Annotated in this window: 14 protein-coding genes; 10 read left to right on the forward strand and 4 right to left on the reverse strand. The window is 59.0% G+C overall.

Translation table 11 applies throughout. The features are described from left to right. Nucleotides 1-212 precede the first annotated feature (212 nt). Nucleotides 213-1,283: a polysaccharide biosynthesis/export family protein gene (locus tag AC5V87_RS09850; RefSeq protein ID WP_495370822.1), complete on the forward strand. Its 1,071-nt coding sequence runs from the start codon at nt 213-215 to the stop codon at nt 1,281-1,283. Between the two features lie 143 nt (nt 1,284-1,426). Here the strand turns inward: AC5V87_RS09850 and AC5V87_RS09855 are convergent, their stop codons facing one another. Then, a complete protein-coding gene (locus AC5V87_RS09855; RefSeq protein WP_495370823.1) occupies nt 1,427-2,305 on the reverse strand; it encodes a hypothetical protein in 879 nt (292 codons plus the stop codon). Between the two features lie 221 nt (nt 2,306-2,526). After that, entirely contained in the window at nt 2,527-3,417 is an 891-nt protein-coding gene (locus AC5V87_RS09860; protein ID WP_495370824.1) for a glycosyltransferase, read from the reverse strand. 138 nt (nt 3,418-3,555) lie between these two features. Here AC5V87_RS09860 and AC5V87_RS09865 point away from each other — a divergent pair, with 138 nt between their 5' ends. The 9 genes from AC5V87_RS09865 (at nt 3,556) to AC5V87_RS09905 (ending at nt 14,268) form a co-directional block, all read left to right on the forward strand. After that, a complete protein-coding gene (locus AC5V87_RS09865; RefSeq protein WP_495370825.1) occupies nt 3,556-4,788 on the forward strand; it encodes a glycosyltransferase in 1,233 nt (410 codons plus the stop codon). Then, nucleotides 4,788-5,972: a glycosyltransferase family 2 protein gene (locus AC5V87_RS09870; protein WP_495370826.1), complete on the forward strand. Its 1,185-nt coding sequence runs from the start codon at nt 4,788-4,790 to the stop codon at nt 5,970-5,972. The genes AC5V87_RS09865 and AC5V87_RS09870 overlap by 1 nt, the downstream gene beginning before the upstream one ends. After that, the gene (locus tag AC5V87_RS09875; RefSeq protein ID WP_495370827.1) at nt 5,959-7,122 is read left to right on the forward strand and encodes a WecB/TagA/CpsF family glycosyltransferase; all 1,164 of its coding nucleotides are present in this window, start codon (nt 5,959-5,961) and stop codon (nt 7,120-7,122) included. Before AC5V87_RS09870 ends, AC5V87_RS09875 begins: the two co-directional genes overlap by 14 nt. Before the next feature lie 109 nt (nt 7,123-7,231). Further along, nucleotides 7,232-9,658 (forward strand): polysaccharide biosynthesis tyrosine autokinase, encoded by a 2,427-nt coding sequence (locus tag AC5V87_RS09880; RefSeq protein ID WP_495370828.1) that lies wholly within the window; start codon nt 7,232-7,234, stop codon nt 9,656-9,658. A 9-nt stretch (nt 9,659-9,667) separates the two neighbouring features. Further along, a complete protein-coding gene (locus tag AC5V87_RS09885) occupies nt 9,668-10,417 on the forward strand; it encodes a hypothetical protein (RefSeq protein WP_495370829.1) in 750 nt (249 codons plus the stop codon). A 113-nt stretch (nt 10,418-10,530) separates the two neighbouring features. Next, nucleotides 10,531-10,950 (forward strand): hypothetical protein, encoded by a 420-nt coding sequence (locus tag AC5V87_RS09890; protein ID WP_495370830.1) that lies wholly within the window; start codon nt 10,531-10,533, stop codon nt 10,948-10,950. Between the two features lie 100 nt (nt 10,951-11,050). Further along, entirely contained in the window at nt 11,051-12,067 is a 1,017-nt protein-coding gene (locus tag AC5V87_RS09895; RefSeq protein WP_495371871.1) for an ABC transporter substrate-binding protein, read from the forward strand. A gap of 38 nt (nt 12,068-12,105) precedes the next feature. Beyond that, complete coding sequence (locus tag AC5V87_RS09900; RefSeq protein WP_495370831.1) at nt 12,106-13,506, forward strand: O-antigen ligase family protein; 1,401 nt, start codon at nt 12,106-12,108, stop codon at nt 13,504-13,506. Nucleotides 13,507-13,644: 138 nt separating this feature from the next. Next, the gene (locus tag AC5V87_RS09905) at nt 13,645-14,268 is read left to right on the forward strand and encodes a hypothetical protein (RefSeq protein WP_495370832.1); all 624 of its coding nucleotides are present in this window, start codon (nt 13,645-13,647) and stop codon (nt 14,266-14,268) included. 191 nt (nt 14,269-14,459) lie between these two features. On the opposite strand, the gene AC5V87_RS09910 is transcribed toward AC5V87_RS09905, so the two are convergent. Beyond that, entirely contained in the window at nt 14,460-15,461 is a 1,002-nt protein-coding gene (locus tag AC5V87_RS09910) for a hypothetical protein (protein WP_495370833.1), read from the reverse strand. Between the two features lie 80 nt (nt 15,462-15,541). Next, a complete protein-coding gene (locus tag AC5V87_RS09915; RefSeq protein WP_495370834.1) occupies nt 15,542-16,816 on the reverse strand; it encodes an O-antigen ligase family protein in 1,275 nt (424 codons plus the stop codon). Nucleotides 16,817-17,059: the final 243 nt, after the last annotated feature.

Here is a 17,059-nt window from a genome sequence, read left to right on the forward strand (position 1 = left end):
CGCAACAACCTCAATCCAATTAAAGCAGATCGATAGGGATTACGTTGACTCTGTTGAGGATTCAGCCCACTTCTCGGCCCGGATTACCATTGGGGTTGGGCGTGAGATCCAGCATTACTTTATCGGCATTGCTTTCGGTCGTTCTGCTGTGTTCGACAGGTTGCGCGATCATGCCCAGCTCTGGTCCCGAGGACCACGTCATCAAGAGCGAGGTGACGAAGGCGGGGCCTGAGTACGGGCTCGTCAAGCTCACGCCGACCGTCGTCGACATTCTGAAGGAATATGGTCCGGGCGCACTGGCCGGCACCTTCCCCGACAAGTCACCCCCGCGCAGCATCAAATTCGGTATTGGCGACGTCGTTTCGGTGACGATCTTCGAAGCGGCCGCCGGCGGTCTCTTCATCCCCGCTGAAGCGGGCGTCAGGCCCGGCAACTTCGTCCAGATTCCAAATCAGAACGTCGATACCGCCGGCAACATCACGGTGCCGTATGCCGGCGCCGTCAAGGCGGCCGGTCGTACGCCCAGCGAGATTCAGCAGGACATCGTCAAGGCGATCGGTAATCGAGCCATCGAGCCGCAGGTCGTGGTCGCCTTGATCACGCAAAACACGTCGCTCATCAGCGTGCTGGGCGAAGTCAACACGCCGGCCCGCCTGCAAGCGAACGCCGCTGGCGAGCGTGTGCTGGACGTGATCAGCCGCGCCGGCGGCCCGAAGGGGCAGGGCTGGGAGACCTGGGTCACGCTCGAGCGCAATGGCAAGCGTGCAACGGTGCCGTTCGGCGCTCTCGTGTATCAACCCGACAACAACGTGTGGGTCCACCCAGGCGATACCATTTACGTCTACCGCGAACCCCAGATCTTCCTGGCGTTCGGCGCGGCGGGACAGCAGGGGCAATTCCCGTTTGACATGTGGAAGATCACCATGGCGCAAGCCATGGCCAAGGCTGGCGGATTGCTTGATACGCAGGCCGAGCCCGCGGGTGTGTTCGTGTACCGCCGTGAACCCCGGGAGCTCGCCGAACGATTGGGCGTGGACTGCTCGAAGTATGTCGGCCCGCTGGTCCCGGTTGTCTACAATGTCGATTTCCGAGATCCCGCCGGCTTCTTCCTGGCGACCAAGTTCGACATGCGTGACAAGGACGTCCTGTTCGCGGCAAATGCCGCAACCTACGACACCGCGAAGTTCCTGCAGTTCGTGCGCCTGATCGTGGCGACCGCGAACGACACGGTCGTGACGGCTAACAACGTGCAAGTGCTCAGGATCAACTCGAAGGGACTCTGATCCCTTCGGGCGGCTCGAGTCTGAACTCCATCAGCGGCGATCGAATATCTTTCGGCAACAAAAAGCGCCGCCGACATTTGTCGGCGGCGCTTTTTGTTGAGCCTATCCGATTTCCTTCCTTCGGTCGGCCTCTCGAGGCGCCGCTAATGAAGCGGCTGCAGTTCGGAAGGTCGCGGTGCAATCCTCTCGCCGGGTCCTCCAACGTTGTCGGGGCCGCTGTTCGTGACCATCCGGAGCTGGGCCAGGATCTTCCGCTTGTCGCGTTGCAGATTGTCAGTCTGTTCCTTGCGGCATCCGGTTTCTGTGACGGCGATCATGTTGGTTCGAGCCGCAGCATCGACGACATAGCCCCCATAGGTCGCGTAGGCCCGCGCCAGGGCCATTCCCTCGGGCGACAGACCAAGCTTGTTAAGATCGACGGATTGAGGAATCGCAAAAAGAGCGCCCATCGGGACGCTGCCCGAATAGGTGTTGCGGCCATCATGGTCGGTCGTAGTCGCCGGCCACACTTTCTGCTCTGCGACGGTCGCGCCTCGCCGCAACTGGGTTGGGCTGATGACCATGGCCAATGCGTGCGGAATGATGCCTTGGTCGAGTTCATGGCAGCGAACGAGGCCACCTAACAGCGATCCGCCAAACGCCCGAATGCCTTCGGATGCGCCATCGCGGCTGGCTTTCCCCAAGCCGTACAAATCCGTCAGCACAACATAGTGAGCGCGATAGACGTTGGCCGCGGGATCATACGAACCCTTCCAGACTTCGTACGCGTAGTGCCCGTCCTCGGTAATGATCGCGGCATACCTGTCGGTCCCTCCCAGGAATTGAATATCACGAGGCGTTTTTAGCTCGAATGATCCTCCATTCACCGGCGACGAGAATAACCAGGGACCCGTCGCTGAGCGTCCCTTGTATTCCCATCGCATCACTTGATCGTCGGCCTTCTGTCTATCTATCTTGAGAAGGTCTACCCCGATCCAGGCGTAGGAGGCCGCATGACCGCCGACACTCTCATTCCTGATCATGGCGGTCTCAGTCTCTTGAGGATCCTGGAAGGAGGCTCCCTTTCCGAGAGGCGTATTCCAAAAACTCGCATTCGAGAAAGGCTGCAGTCTCGGATCTCGACCCGACCCGGCTCGTACCTCACCGTCGAGGAACGCGGCCGAAAAGCCGCAAACGAGCAGGACCGCACTCAAACCAAATCCAGATACTTCGCGTCGCATCGCTTGCCTCGACGTTGTTGGCCTTATGCAACGCTCTTTCGCGCATATCCGCGTGCCATGACCAAGGCGTTGCGGATTGTTGCGCGTAACATCTTCGCGAGAAGCGCAGGCGTGGCGCCCCATTGAATCATGCATCTCCAATCGCCGAAGCTCGGTATGGTGCCGTAGAAGGGAGAGAAGAGCTGCATGAAGAGATACGGTTTGAGATGGGCGGGGGCCTTGTCGTTCTTCTGCATTATTCTCTCGAAGGCCTCGTATCGCTTCTTGGCGTTCTTGGAGATGCGGTCGCGGCCGTCGTCGACGTAACAGACGTAGCTGCAATCAGGAACGAGACGTGCGGGTCCGTATCTTCTCACCAAGCGCATGAAAAGCTCGAGGTCCTGCAAGGCGGGCATATTTTCGTCAAACCCGCCGACTTCCGCGAGGTGCTGGGTAGGGCAGAAAATCTGGTTGCCGATGAAGTTGTGGTGGAAAAGATCTTCGTAGCTGACCTCGTCCTTGCGGTCGGTGGTTGGAGAAGACCATTTGCCGTCAGTCATCACGCTTTGCGTGAACAATCCCGAAATGCGGTTCGCTTGGTCGCCGAGATTGCTCCAGTAGTTCAGAAGAGTCTCGATCCGAGTCGGCGTGAATTCGTCGTCATCGTCCAATCCGGTGATAAATTGTCCGGTCGCGACGTTTATGGCGCGGTTTCGTGCGGCGGGCGCTCCTTTTGCCTTATCCGCGTGGATTACCGTGAGGCGAGGCTCGCTGGCCCGAAGACCGTCGAGATACGCGCGCGTGTCGTCCGTGGAGGCGTCGTTGACGACGATGATGTCAAGATCGCTGTGTGTCTGTTGTATGACAGATCTGAGCGCACGCTCGAGAAGCAATCTGCGATTGCGAGTTGGGATATATATGCTGACTTTAACCATCTTCAGGCACCGCAACGAGTTGCTCGCGCGCGCAAGCCGCGGCGATAACCAATTTCTAAGGAATCCGCCTTGATCCCGCAATGATTTGGTATTTTATCGCAGTGCGAGAAGCCTCGGTCGACGAAGGGATTTTGAAGCGTGCCTGAACTGAAGTCGCCGCTCCGGAAGCGTGTGGCGTATCTAACAAGCCAATATCCCAAAGTCAGTCACAGTTTCATCCGGCGTGAAATTCTCGCGCTTGAGCGGTTGGGCTGGGAGGTCCATCGATTTGCCTTGCGTGGTTGGGATGCGGAACTGCCGGACGTTGACGATCGGGCGGAACTGGAGCGCACTGCTTACGTTTTGAACAAGGGCGCGTTGTCCATTGCATGGGCAGTTGTGGCGATGATGCTTGCTGCGCCCGGCGGATTCTGGCGATCTTTGACGATGGCAGTGGCCTTGATGCGGCGAAGCGATCGTCCCTTCTTTCTTCACGCCATATATTTGGCCGAGGCGTGCTGGTTGGCGCGGGAACTTGCAAGACTTCAGCTTTCGCATCTTCACACCCATTTCGGCACCAATCCCACTGACGTCGCATTGCTCGTCAATTGCCTCACAGGAATCTCTTTCAGCTTTACCGTGCATGGCCCCGAGGAGTTCGACCGGATTGTTGGGATCAACCTGAAAACCAAGGTCGAGCGGGCGAAATTCGTCGTTGCAATCAGCTCGTTCGGACGCGGCCAGCTGATGCGTCTTATTCACCCGAGTGGGTGGGATAGGATCAAAGTGGTTCACTGCGGGGTCGACGAGCGTTTCTTGATCAGCTCTGTGCTGGCCAACGGCGCGAACAGATTGGTGTGCGTGGGACGACTCTGCGAGCAGAAGGGGCAGGCGCTACTGGTGTCAGCAGCTGCACGATTGGCAGGCAGGGGTGCCAGCTTTGAGCTCGTGCTCGTTGGGGACGGGGAGAATCGCCCGATCATCGAGCAGTTGATCAGGGATCACCAGTTGCAAGGCAAAGTTCGTATCATTGGCTGGGCGGATGGTGAGGCCGTGCGTCGCGAGATACTTGATGCCCGTGCGTTCGTTCTGCCGAGCTTCGCGGAAGGGCTTGCGGTTGTCCTGATGGAGGCGATGGCGCTCGGTCGCCCTGTTTTGACGACGTACATTGCTGGTAATCCTGAACTTGTCGTCCACGAAGAAAATGGCTGGCTGTTTCCTGCCGGCAGCGAGGACGAACTGGCCGATGCCATGCACCGTTGTCTGAATGCGCCCCTATCGATCCTTCAAGCCATGGGCGAGCGAGGCGCTCGCGCCGTTGCCGAGCAGCACAACGTGCAGACAGAAGCGGGGAAGCTGAGCGCGCTGTTCGCCCACGCTCTGGAAACATGATGTCCGTACTCATCGTCTGCGCGAGCGTTGCGATAGCGGTTGCTATCGCCGTTCCGATCCTCGTTTTTGCCATCCAGATCTTCGCTGCCGCTGGAACAGGGCAATTGTCTCCGCGAGAAGCCGATCGCGCGGGTTTCGCCGTCATCGTCCCCGCGCACGACGAGGAACAAGGAATTGCGTCAACCTTGCAGTCGATCCGTCGAGAGCTGACAGATCTGGACCGCTTGGTGGTTGTCGCAGATAACTGCTCTGATCGAACCGCCGAAATCGCGGCCGCGGCGGGCGCGGAGGTCACCTCTCGCAATGACCCGATGCATCGTGGCAAGGGATTTGCTCTGGATCACGGTTTGCAGTTTCTGACGCGAACCGGAGCTCCCGAGGTGGTGATCATTGTTGATGCGGATTGTCAGGTCGCGGACGGAGCGCTTTCGCGCATCGCGGCACTTGCAGCGTCAACAGGGAGGCCGGTGCAGGCGGCCTATCTGATGACGCCCACGCGGAGCGGCGATCTTTCCCCAATCCGGAATCTTGCCTGGTTCACGAAGAATTATGTGAGGCCACTCGGCTGGTTGCAGCTCGGCTTGCCGACACAGCTAACAGGATCCGGTATGTCGTTCCCGACGCATCTGCTTGGGCCAGTCAGCCTGGCAACCGATGAATTGGTCGAAGATCTCACCTTGGGACTCAAACTGGCACTGCTGGGGCGCGCGCCCTTGTTCTGTCCCGAAGCCGTTGTGACGAGCCAATTTCCGGAAGACATACGCGCAGAAAAATCACAGCGGACGCGCTGGGAACACGGGTATCTTCATTCGATTATAACGCACGCGCCGCGGCTGTTCGGCGACGCGATCAAGCGCCGCGACTTGAACCTCCTTGGCTTGGCGCTGGACCTGATCGTGCCGCCGCTGTCGCTGTTGATGGTTTTGACAGTGGCATCGCTGCTCCAGGGAACCCTGGTATTCTTCTGGACCGGCACTGCCGCACCATTCGCCGTCAGCTTTGTCTCGACAGCCGTTTTCGTGCTTGCCGTCATGCTGTTGTGGTCTCGCTTCGGGAGGGACTTCTGCTCACTCGAGGATTTGCTGAAAGTGCCAATCTATGTCGTGGCGAAGATACCGCTATACCTGAAGTTCATTTTGAATCGTCAGCGCGTCTGGGTAAGAACCGATCGTGACTCAAGATAGCCGCAAAATTGCAGATGTGTCGGAACGCGACCTCAATCCGGTGCGCGTTGACTTCGGCCGTCAGGTGTATTGCCTGTTCGGCATTCCGGTCGATGCGCTTTCCCTCGAGGAGACGATTGCCGAGTTGAGGCAGTCTGTGGCGAGGAGGGATCGCTGTGTTTGGTCGACGCCAAACCTGAACCATCTCACCTCATGTCTGAAGAGCCCGGAATTTCGGGATATTCTTGGCAAGAGTCAGCTCTCGACCGTCGATGGAATGCCGCTGGTGATTCTATCGCGGATGCTTGGGATCCCCATTCCGGAAAGGGTCCCGGGATCGACAGTTTTTGACAGAATGATGTCGGGTGCGGCCGGACCTATGAGAGTGTACTTCTTCGGGGGACCTGAAGGTGCCGCAGCACGTGCCTGCGAGCGGTTGCCGCAGTTGTCGCCCTGCTTGCGGAGTGCGGGCAGTTTTTCCCCGGGCTATGGCTCGATTGAAAGCATGAGCCGAACGGACATTCTCGATGACATCAATCGATCCGGTGCCGACCTGCTGATTCTGGCGCTCAATGCCAAGCGCGGCCATAGCTGGATCAGCCTGAATTCGCCCCATCTCAACGTGCCCGTCATCGCGCATCTCGGGTCCGTCATTAACTTTGTCGCGGGAACGATACGACGCTCGCCGGAGTTTCTGCAGAAGACGGGCCTGGAATGGCTCTGGCGGATTTGGGAGGAGCCCTATTTGGCGGCCCGGTACGCCAAGGATTTCGTCGATTTGGCGAAGCTCTTGGCGACAAAGGCATTCCCGCTTTTGCTGCTCGGCCCTTTGCTCAAGCTTGCCGGCTCGGGTGCAGGGCCGCTGGGTGTGACCGTCACGGCCCGAGACGGTCGTGCCGTGATCGGGCTGAAAGGAAGCACGAGTGCCCTTGATCTCGACGGTCTGCGCAAAGCACTCGATCAGTATCAGCACTTTCCAGGTGAACTCGTCGTATGCCTGAGAGAGGTCAGCTATGTCGATCCTGCTTTGCTCGGCCTGTTGATCGTTGCCAGAGGAGGACGTCTCGAAAAGGGGCTTCGGGTCCGGTTTCGCTCGCCTCGGCGGCTTGGGGCCCGATTGCTCGTCCGTCTCCACTGCGCCGATTATTTGATGGACCCGGCCGACGATTGACCTTCGCCAACAGCCTGATTATATTTGAGAAATAGCTGCCCGATGCGATTCACGAAGTACTTGCCTTTGCCGAACGCCTCACATTCGTCGTGATGCCTATGGTATTTTAGTGCAGCGCAGCATCGCTTTCCTCAAACAACAAAGTACTCCGCGCATGCTTCATAGCCGATTGCCTTCAGTCAACGTCGAGGCTCCGGAGCCCGAGCTTCTGTCGATCAGCGATGCCATTCTGGCGTTGAAGGGGCTGGTCTCGCGGCAGCTTCCCTTGATGATCTTCGTTTTCCTGGCGTGCGTGTCTCTTGGGCTGCTCTACGTGATCACCGCGCAGCGAATGTATACGAGCACTGCGAATCTGATCATCGACAGCCGCAAGATCAACCTGATGCAGCAACAACAATCGGCTGCAGCCGACGCGCCGATCGAATCGGCGATGATCGACAGCCAGGTCGAGATCATCAAGTCGGATACGATCGCCCTCTCGGTCATCAAGGACTTGCGCTTGGTCGACGAACCCGAATTTACCGGTGATGGCGGCGGGCTTGTCGGCAATGTCCTGGGCGCCGTTCTTTCTCTGTTTTCGAGTCCCACGCCGCCGTCCGAGTATCAGCAGTTGCGTAAGGCGCTCAGTCGCTTTCAGAAGAACCTCGCCGTTAAACGCGTGGGGTTGAGCTACGTCATCGAGATATCCTATCGATCGACATCCGCGGAGCGCGCCGCGCAGATATCGAACGCGGTGGCGGAGGCCTATATCGTCGACTCTCTCGAGGCGAAGTACAACGCGTCTCGCCGGGCCGCGGTGTGGCTCCAGGATCGCATGAAGGAGCTCCGGGCTCAGGCCTCGGCTGCCGAGCGCGCCGTTGCCGACTACAAGGCCAAGAACAACATCGTCGACGCGGGTGGTCGACTGCTCAGCGAGCAGCAGCTGGCCGAGATCAACAGTGCGCTGACCACCGCGCGGGCGCAGCGTGCGGAAGCACAGGCCCGGCTCGAGCGTATCACGGCGATTCTGAAGTCTGATGACGAAGACCGCAACGTCATTCTCAATGATCTCGCGACCGTGGCTGACACGATGCAGAATCCGGTCATCGTCAAGCTGCGTCAGACCTATCTCGACTATGCGGCGAAGGAATCGGACTGGTCGAATCGCTACGGCGCGAACCATCTTGCGGTCATCAATCTGCGCAATCAGATGCGCGAGATCCGGCGGTCGATCAAGGACGAGCTGAGGCGAACGGCCGAAAGCTTCAAGAGTGATCTGGAAATCGCGAAATCGCGCGAGGAGGCCAGCCAGAAGAGCCTCAACGACGCGATCAGCCAATCCAACGACACCAGCCAGGCCCAGATCGTGCTGCGCGATCTAGAAAGCAACGCGCAGAGCGCGCGTGCTCTCTCCGACAATTTCCTGCAGATGTACATGGTATCGGTACAGCAGCAGTCCTTTCCGATCACCGAAGCTCGCGTGATCACGCCGGCTGCAATATCGCTGAGCCCATCGTCACCGAAGACCTTGCTCGTGCTCCTCGGCAGCGTGCTCGTCGGCGGCTTGTTTGCTGGAGCAGGTGCGTTCATCAGGGACATGATGGATCGCGTGTTCCGTACGGCGCCGCAGGTTGAAGCGATGCTGGGTATGAGTTGTCTTGCGGTCGTGCCGCGCGTTCTGCCGGAAGAGTTGCCCCAGACGGGCTGGAGCAAAGTGAGAACTGTGGCCAAACTGGCCTCTGGTTGGCGCCAACTGAGGGGCTGGAGCGAACCCGAGCAACGGGTCGTCCCTTCGGAGTATCCTGCGGGTGCTCAGCTTCAGGGCCGACAGATGAACGTCACTGAGACCATGTCCGGCGTCGTGACCCGCGCACCATTCTCTCGTTTTGCGGAAGCTATGAGAGCGATCAAGATGGCAATCGATTTGAGCAGGGATGAGGCGTCCTGCAAGATCATTGGCATCACATCGTCATTGCCTAATGAAGGTAAATCGACGATTGCCGGCGCCATAGCGCAGGCGAGCTCCATGAGTGGCACGCGCACGCTTCTTGTGGACTGCGATATCCGCAACCCATCGCTGACCAGGCGCTTCTCCCCGGATGCGCAGGCAGGGCTAATCGAGCTTGTGCTCGGTCAAGCGGAGCTCAAGGAGCTGATCTGGACTGACAGTCAGTCCACGCTCCATTTCCTGCCTTGCGTCATCGCATCACGATCGTCGAACTCGGCCGATTTGCTGGCCTCGGCTCCGATGGAAAGATTGTTCAAGGCGCTCCGAAACCACTACGATCTCATCATCGTCGACTTGTCTCCGCTCGCGCCCGTTATCGATGTGCGCGGCACGTCGCGTATCGTGGACCACTATGCTCTGGTGGTGGAATGGGCCGAGACCAAGATCGACGTCGTCAAGCGTTGCCTCGACGAAGCACCGAGTGTGCAGAAAAAGCTAATGGGCGTTGTGTTGAACAAGGTAGATATCGGAGCGCTTGGTCGCTACGATTCGTACCGCGGTGATTACTATCGAAATCGCTATTACCACCGTTACGGCTATGTCGATTAAAAAGGATCGTTGCGCCTGCTGCTCACCGTTAGGCTTCTTGCGACCTGTACTTGTCTTCTGGCCGGGGGGTGGGGTGTTTTTTTTCTCATCCACCCCGATCACGAGACGCGTCTGAACGGATTCGCTACGCGAATTCTCGCTTCGGATCGTTTCGATCGGCTTGAGGCATTGCTGCCCGAGCTGAAAGCCGCCGAACTGCGGATCCCTTGCAACCCAATTGAGCTCCGTAGCGATTTGATCATCCGTACCCGTCTGTACGAGGAAGCGGTGGCCGCGGCTGACCCGAAGCGGGCAGATCAACTGCTCATGGGAGCGCGCGAAGCACTCGACAAGGCGATCACATGTGCTCCGACCGAAGGCTTCCTCTGGTTCATCCGGTACTGGATACGGATCAATCAGGGAGCTCCGGCCGGACCGGAGCTTGCCAGCCTTGCGATGTCGTACCGGCTGGCCCCGGTCGAGGGATGGATAGCCGTCCGTCGAAATGTCTATTCCCTTGCGGTTTATGAGTTGTTGGCGGAAGATCAAAAGAGTGCCGTCCGCACCGAATTTGCCGCATTGGTGAACTCGGGCTTGCTCGCTACCGCCGTGCGTAACGTTTTGGGGGCGGGCTGGCCTATTCGCGATAAATTGCTGTCGGAGCTGGAGTGGACGGATCCGACCATGCGATATCAATTTGCGCGCATGGCCCGTGCTGAAGGTGCGGATCTTGCGGTGCCCGGAGTGAAGTTGCGCGACCCCTTGGGACGGCAGCAATAATTTGGAATGTGATGCGGAAGATGCGCGCACTAATGCTTGAAAAGACGATGGCTCGAGCCATCGGACCGGTCCTCTCTTTGGCTGGTCGCACGAATTGCTTGCGCGAGATCTTGATGGCATTTGTGCTGGGCACGATCTGCCTCGGAGGCGGGCCAGCATTCGGACAGGCAAGTCTCGCCAACGAACCTTTGTCCGAGGAAACGGTCGGTGGCTCCGGTAAGTTCGCGACGAATTCTCCGCTGACGCAGCCCAAGAGTTTCACGGTCTCGCGCCCCCGCAGCCTCGATCCGACCGGTAAGCCATGTCTCACCGTGTCACCGACGGCCGAAAGTCAGACGCTCAACAAGAACGTCTACAATCATATCCTCATTCTCGACAATCACTGCGGCAAGCAGATCCGGATTCGCGCCTGCTACTACAAGACCGATAGCTGCACGACGATGTCGGTTGGTGGTTATCGGCGTCAGCAACACATCCTCGGAATCTTCTCGTACTCCGATTTTCAGTATTCATTTCGCGAATATGCCAACTAGGCGCCATGGAAGACCAAGGCGGGACGGGTCACGGCGTGCCCACGGCAGGCCCTTACGATCCATCTCGCGGAGATTCTTTCCGCGTGCGATGTTGTTGGGCGTGCTCGTCGGGCTCATGTCCTTGGTCGCGGCCTCTCTCTTGGTCAGAGAATCATCGCCGATCGCAGTCAAGGAAGCTAAATCGGCTTCTCAAGCGCTGATTATCAAGTGGAATGGTCCTCTGACCGAGGCTGCCGCGGGCCTCGTGCTCGGTATCAACGATGGCCTTTTTCAGAAGGCTGGGTTGTCTTCACGCCTCGAGGTCGGCGTTGACGACGACGACGTGGTGAAGGCCGTAGCTGCTAGCGATCGCCTCATCGGGCATGTTTCCGCGATGGCATTTCTGCGAGCGCGCGCCGCAGGCATGCCGATTGTCGCGATCGCCGGCTCCTATGTTGCCAGCTCAATTCGCCTGTTCGCGCTGGACACGACCGCCTTGCAGACCCCCTCGGATTTGCTTGGCAAGACTCTGGCTTATAGGGCGTCGAGCGAGGTCGGGTTTGTCGTCGAAGCGCTCATCAGCCGAAACGCCGTGCAGCGCAGCCTGGTCAAGGCGACCGAAGCCACCGGCACGGTGGAACAGCTCATGGCTGGTGCTATCGATGTTCTGGCCGGCTACCTCGAAGTTGAGGGCGCGGAGTTGCGCCGGCTCAATCTTCCCCATCGTGTGCTCGATCCAGGTGCCTTCAAGATCCACATTCCGGGGACGGTCTACATCGTCTCGACGCAGATGCTGGCAAGGTCGTCCAGTTCGGCCGAAACCTTCGTCTCCGCGCTTCTTGCATCCTGGGCGCGAGCCGATCTTGATCCACGTCGAACGGCTACGCTCGTTGCTGCGGCGATTGGGCGCGCAGCGACGCCAGAACGCGCGATGACCATGCTTGAGCAGCAGCGCGATCTGATCAGGCCCTTTGGAGCGCGGATGGCCGAACTCGATCTGGGGCGATGGCAGGAGTTTCAGAGGCTGCTGCTGCAACAGCGTGTGATTTCAGACCCGGTCGATCTGCGCGCGGCCATCGACTTCTCGCTCGTGCCGGACGTTTATCGTAGGCAGCCGCGGTCGGTTCAGGCCGATTAGCGATGTCTGGACGGTCGCAAATACGTGCTGGGCGGCAAGTGGCTGCAGCTGAAGAGCAGACGGCTGCCGCAATCGAGATACCCCTCAGCGAAAGATTGGCAACCTACGCTCTCGGGCTCGTGCTCGCTGCAGTGCCGCTGATCTTTGGCTCGGTGCAGAACAACGTGCTGGCGGTTTGGGTCACCCTGCTGGCGGCAATAGCCTTGTCTTGCGTGTGGCGCAATGTCTGTGGCCTCGCCGTGCTTGCGGTGTTCGCTCTTGTGATCTGCTGCTGGCTGTTGGTGGTCACGCTGCAGCTCATCCCGCTGCCGCCGTCTCTTGCCGCGCTTGCCCACCCGATCTGGCGCGAAAGTTCGGCGCTGCTCGGCACCGAGCCGACGGCTCGTATCAGTGCTGTACGCGACCTGCCGAGCATTGCAGCCGGAGCGCAGATCGCAAATGCACTCGCACTGTTCTGCGCGATTTGCCTTGGCCGGAGCAGGTGGTCTGCGGCCTTGCTCCTCGAGATATTCGCCTGGTCCGGCCTCTTCTATGCGGTGTATGGAATAGTCAGCTTTCTTACTGCGCCTGATCATGTGCTCTGGCTCGAGAAGGTGGCCTATCGCAACGTCCTGACGACGACTTTCATCAACGCCAACACGGCTGCTGTGTATCTGGGGGCAAGCGCTTTGGCGTGGCTGCTGCTTTGCGCGCGGAGCCTGAGGCTCCCCGAGGTCTCGCGACGTCACATCATCAGGGCCTTGTTCGAACGTCCATCCCGTCGAACGTTGATCTGCTTCGTTGCTTTCTTCTTGACGCTCGCAGCCAGCTTCATGACGGGCTCGCGGCTCGGCACCAGCACTACCCTTCTGGTCATCGCCGGAGGCGCGCTTTCGTACTACCGTGTCTGGGTCCGCAGCTGGCGGGCCGCCGCGATGGCCGTTGTGACCATTGTCGGTGCTGCTGTCCTGCTGAGTTCGGTCTTGGGCGGATCGGTCAACGCGCGATTCGATACCGGAGGGCTTTCCGGCGGCGGACGGGCGGAGGCCTACGGATCGACGCTTAAGATCATCCGGGAATATCCTCTTCTCGGGACCGGGCTCGGCACATTCACGTGGGTTTTCCCCGAATATCGCAGCCGCGAAGTGCCTATCGGGGGGGTATGGGATCGCGCCCACAGCACCCCGCTTGAGCTCGCAGCCGAAATGGGGCTGCCGTTCGCCGGGCTGATCGCCGCCGTTTGGGCCGCTGTGATGGTCGCTCTGGCGCGCGCCATGATTCGTCGCCGGCGCGACCGCGTGTTTCCCGTGATGGCTTTTTGGGCCGGAACGCTCGGGCTCCTCCATTCGCTCCTAGACTTTTCCCTGCAGATTCCTGGATTTTCCATAAGTATCATGGTGTTGCTCGGAATTGGATTGGCCCATTCGTCCGGCCGGAGCGACCGGCTGTCGGTTCCATGATCTCTGGACGGGTCGATCAAAATGTGCTATCTATCTCAATAGGTTATTAATAATTGCGGCAAGCGCCGTTTGACAGTTTGGTGTCTAAGGACAATGGCAGCATTTCTTGGGGATTTTCGCGTTCGTTTGAGGGGGGTGATGTCAGCGGTGTTCCTGCTGGCGGTGGTCGGAGGGGCTCAGCAAGCCTCCGCAGCTTGCAGTCCGGGCGCCGCGTCCCCTCAGAAGATTGCCGATTTCACAGCAAATCCTTCATCGCTTTTGGGAACCACCGGTTCGTCGCGCTCGCCTGGAGATGTGACGGCTGATGTCCGGGATCTCGTCATCAGCGACCCCGCTATGCTGCCTTTGGTCATCGGCCTCTTGAAGACGGATCCGCTTCCGAGTTCTGAATTGCAGAAGGCCATCGGGACCGGACTTGGGCTTGCGGCAAACCAGTGCATTCGCCCCGACCCCAACTTTGCCAGCGACATCCAAACGCAGATCGTCGGCACGAACTCGGCCGATGCCAAGCAGCAATACGCGGCCATTACCGGGAACCTGCTGATCGGCAGCGTTGGCGGCGGCGCGGGCGGCTTCTCCGGCGGTGCCAGCGGTGGCCAAACGGACCCATTGACCAATCGGTTTGGCGGGTCGAGCACCTTGCAGACTTTCCTCGCAAACAGCGTCACCAACCCGTCCAACAACTTTTTCAGTGGCGGTACCACGGGTCTGGGCGCGTCGAACGGCACCACACCGGCCAGCGTAAGCAGCTCGAGACCCTAGGCATGATCCGGAAAAGTGCGTAGCGGTTTTCCGGAAGATCATGCTCGAACAATTACCTAAAGCGCGATGGTAATTCATCTTCATGTCATCGCGCTTTAGAAGGCACGCTTTCAGCTAAGAGCGCCTTGCCGGTCGGGCAAACCGGCAGCTGCTTGGGCTTGGCCACTGGGGCGGATCTACGGACCTGACTTTTAGCGTCGGATTTCCGGGCTTTTGGACGGAGTTCCCAGGCCGATCGTCGTGGAGATGCGCCCGATGCGTTTCTCCACGGAGCTTCGAAGCCACCGTAGGCGCCGAGCGGTTCTCTGCCTTGTCAATGCGACCAGTGTCGATGCTTTGAGATGCATTGGAATGGCGGCGACAGCGCAATTTCGCTCGAGCGCGATCCGCGCGTGGTAATATTCCGGCGAGAAACGGTAGTCGCCGGCGAAATGGCAGATTGCCGGAGTGACAAGGCCCTCCGCCCTCATGAAGCTGCACTGGCCCTGCGTCGGGTCGATCGTCAGCTTCCCGCGCAGGCCCACGGGAGTTCGCATCAAGCGGCCGAGGTCGTCGTATCCTGAGATGCCGTGCTGCGCCATCGCAAGGGCATAGGCGGGTTCGTCGCCGGGTCCCGTTGAATCGAAGGCCTTCAGCCCGTAACTGGCGGGATCGTTCTGGATGCGTCGCGCGAATTCGAAAACCTTCTCGCTGAGAGCCGATTTACGGAAAAAGTAAACACCGCCGTTGAATTTGGGCAGAGATCGCAAGTCGAGGCGATGCATCAGGCCCGGCAGATCCAGGAAATACTCGTCCGCGTCGCCCGCGCGAAGATGTCGTTGCACGACCGGGCTGAAGTCGAAACTGCGGACCTCGTTCAGCTCGTGCTCGAACGGCCGCGCCGCGATGCAATCGGCGTCGATGAACAGCGTGTCCTCGAAAGGCGAATACTGGTCGATGTACATCTTCTGGCGCACGCCACGCCCCAGTGATTGCCGCGCCGGTACGAGGTGGTCGTAAACTCCGGCAAGCCTTCCCGTCTGATCATCCGTGACGACGGCAATCGGATATGCCGGCATGTTCGCCTTCAGCGAAAGGCCGAGGTAATAGGCCTGGTCGATGTAGTCCCGCGCGCCGATCGCCAGGGTCAGAAATCCGATGGCCGATCTCCCTGTGGGTTTCGCAAGGTCTCCTCCAGCGGGCAGGGAGTTCATGGTTGTTCCGCGTCGATTGGATTGCAGGGTTACGGAGCGATACACGATGGTGTCTTCGGTGCGATGACCGAGACTCCCATCTATCTCGGCTGCACTGCAGCTAAGGTGGGAGAGGGCACTTCGGCAAGTGAAGAGTGCTGTGTCGGCGTCGGCTTCAGAATCCCAAATCGCAGGGCGAAATCCGCTCCGAATATCGCCCACGCGTACCAATTGTATGACAAGTAATAGGGTAGGTTGTCCGAGTAGCTGATGATCAGGTTGACGGTGGCGAAGCCGATGATGATGTAGGCCGGGCGGATCGCGCGACGCCTATAGCGAAAAACCGCAACAATGACGCCTGCATAAAGCAGCACGTAGCCCGCCAACCCGACGACTCCGAGCTCGTAAATCGTCTGGATATAGGCGCTATGTGCCTCGATGGCATGATTGGCCAAAGGAAAGAAGCGCTCGGCGTTCTTTCCAAGTGTGCCAAGGCCCTTGCCCAGTATCCGCGCATCCTCAGAATCAGCCAACGCGCGTCCCCAGAGCAGCTGACGCCACCCGTAGGAGTTGACGACCACGTAGCCGCTTTGGATGTCCTCGAAGGTGATGGTCGGCTCGGCCCCGATGCCTTCAAGGCGCTCGGAAACGACGGGCACCAGCAAGACAAGCGGCGCTAAGGGAAGGACCACGAGCAACTTCCGATCCACGCCGATGGCGTAAATGACGATGAAGACGGCCATCGCAAGCCAAGCCGACCGGGTTTGGGTTGCAACCAGCAATGCAAATAGCACGAAAAGATAGGAGAACAGCGACACGCGCCAGAAGAAGAGGATACGGCGATGAAGCACCAGATTGTAGTACAAGATCGCACATATGACGGCGATCAGATAAAATGCGAAGACGTTCGGATGAGCGAAGGTGGATTGTATCCGTCCGCTCGCAAGTCCTCCGGCCGCCAGTTCATAGAAGGCCACCATAGTCGGAATGACGGATGAGTAGATGATGCAAAGCATCAGATTGGCGACGTCTTCTTTCGTTCTGAGCAGGATGAAGGCCGCAAGGAAGATCGCCGGGAATGTCAGCGTGCTCATCAACAGCTTTACGCTGTCGCCCAGGGACGTCGTATAAGCCAATGACAGGAACGCGACCGTGAGGTAAGGAGCCCAAAGCAGCAGGGGAATCCGACCAGATCTCGCACGCGAGCTGTAGAGCAGTGCCACAGCCGCGATGAAAAGTGCTGCAAGGTTGAACAGAGCACCGAGTGAAAAGCCACCTTCGTCGCCGCCGCTCGTCCTGCCCATCAGCTGAATGACGATCTCTGCGCCAGTACGCGTACCTATGAGCCAAAAGAGCGCCGCTCTTGCGAGATTCATCTATTCGTCGCCGATCCGGGGTAGTTGGTAGGTCGATCCGCCGTCCTTTTACCCGATCGGTGCTGCCCGTGCCAGCGCTGGAGGGCCAATCCTCGTACTCTCTGCATTAATCTTAGCACGTCATGCCGCTCATTTCGGCTTGCGTGCATGCAGGAACGATGTCCTCACTTGTGATGGTTCCGAAAACCATTCCACGGAAATGACAACTTTTGTCCACACAAGAGACCCGCGTATTTTTTCCCG

Source organism: Bradyrhizobium sp. SOJA106, assembly GCF_059448745.1.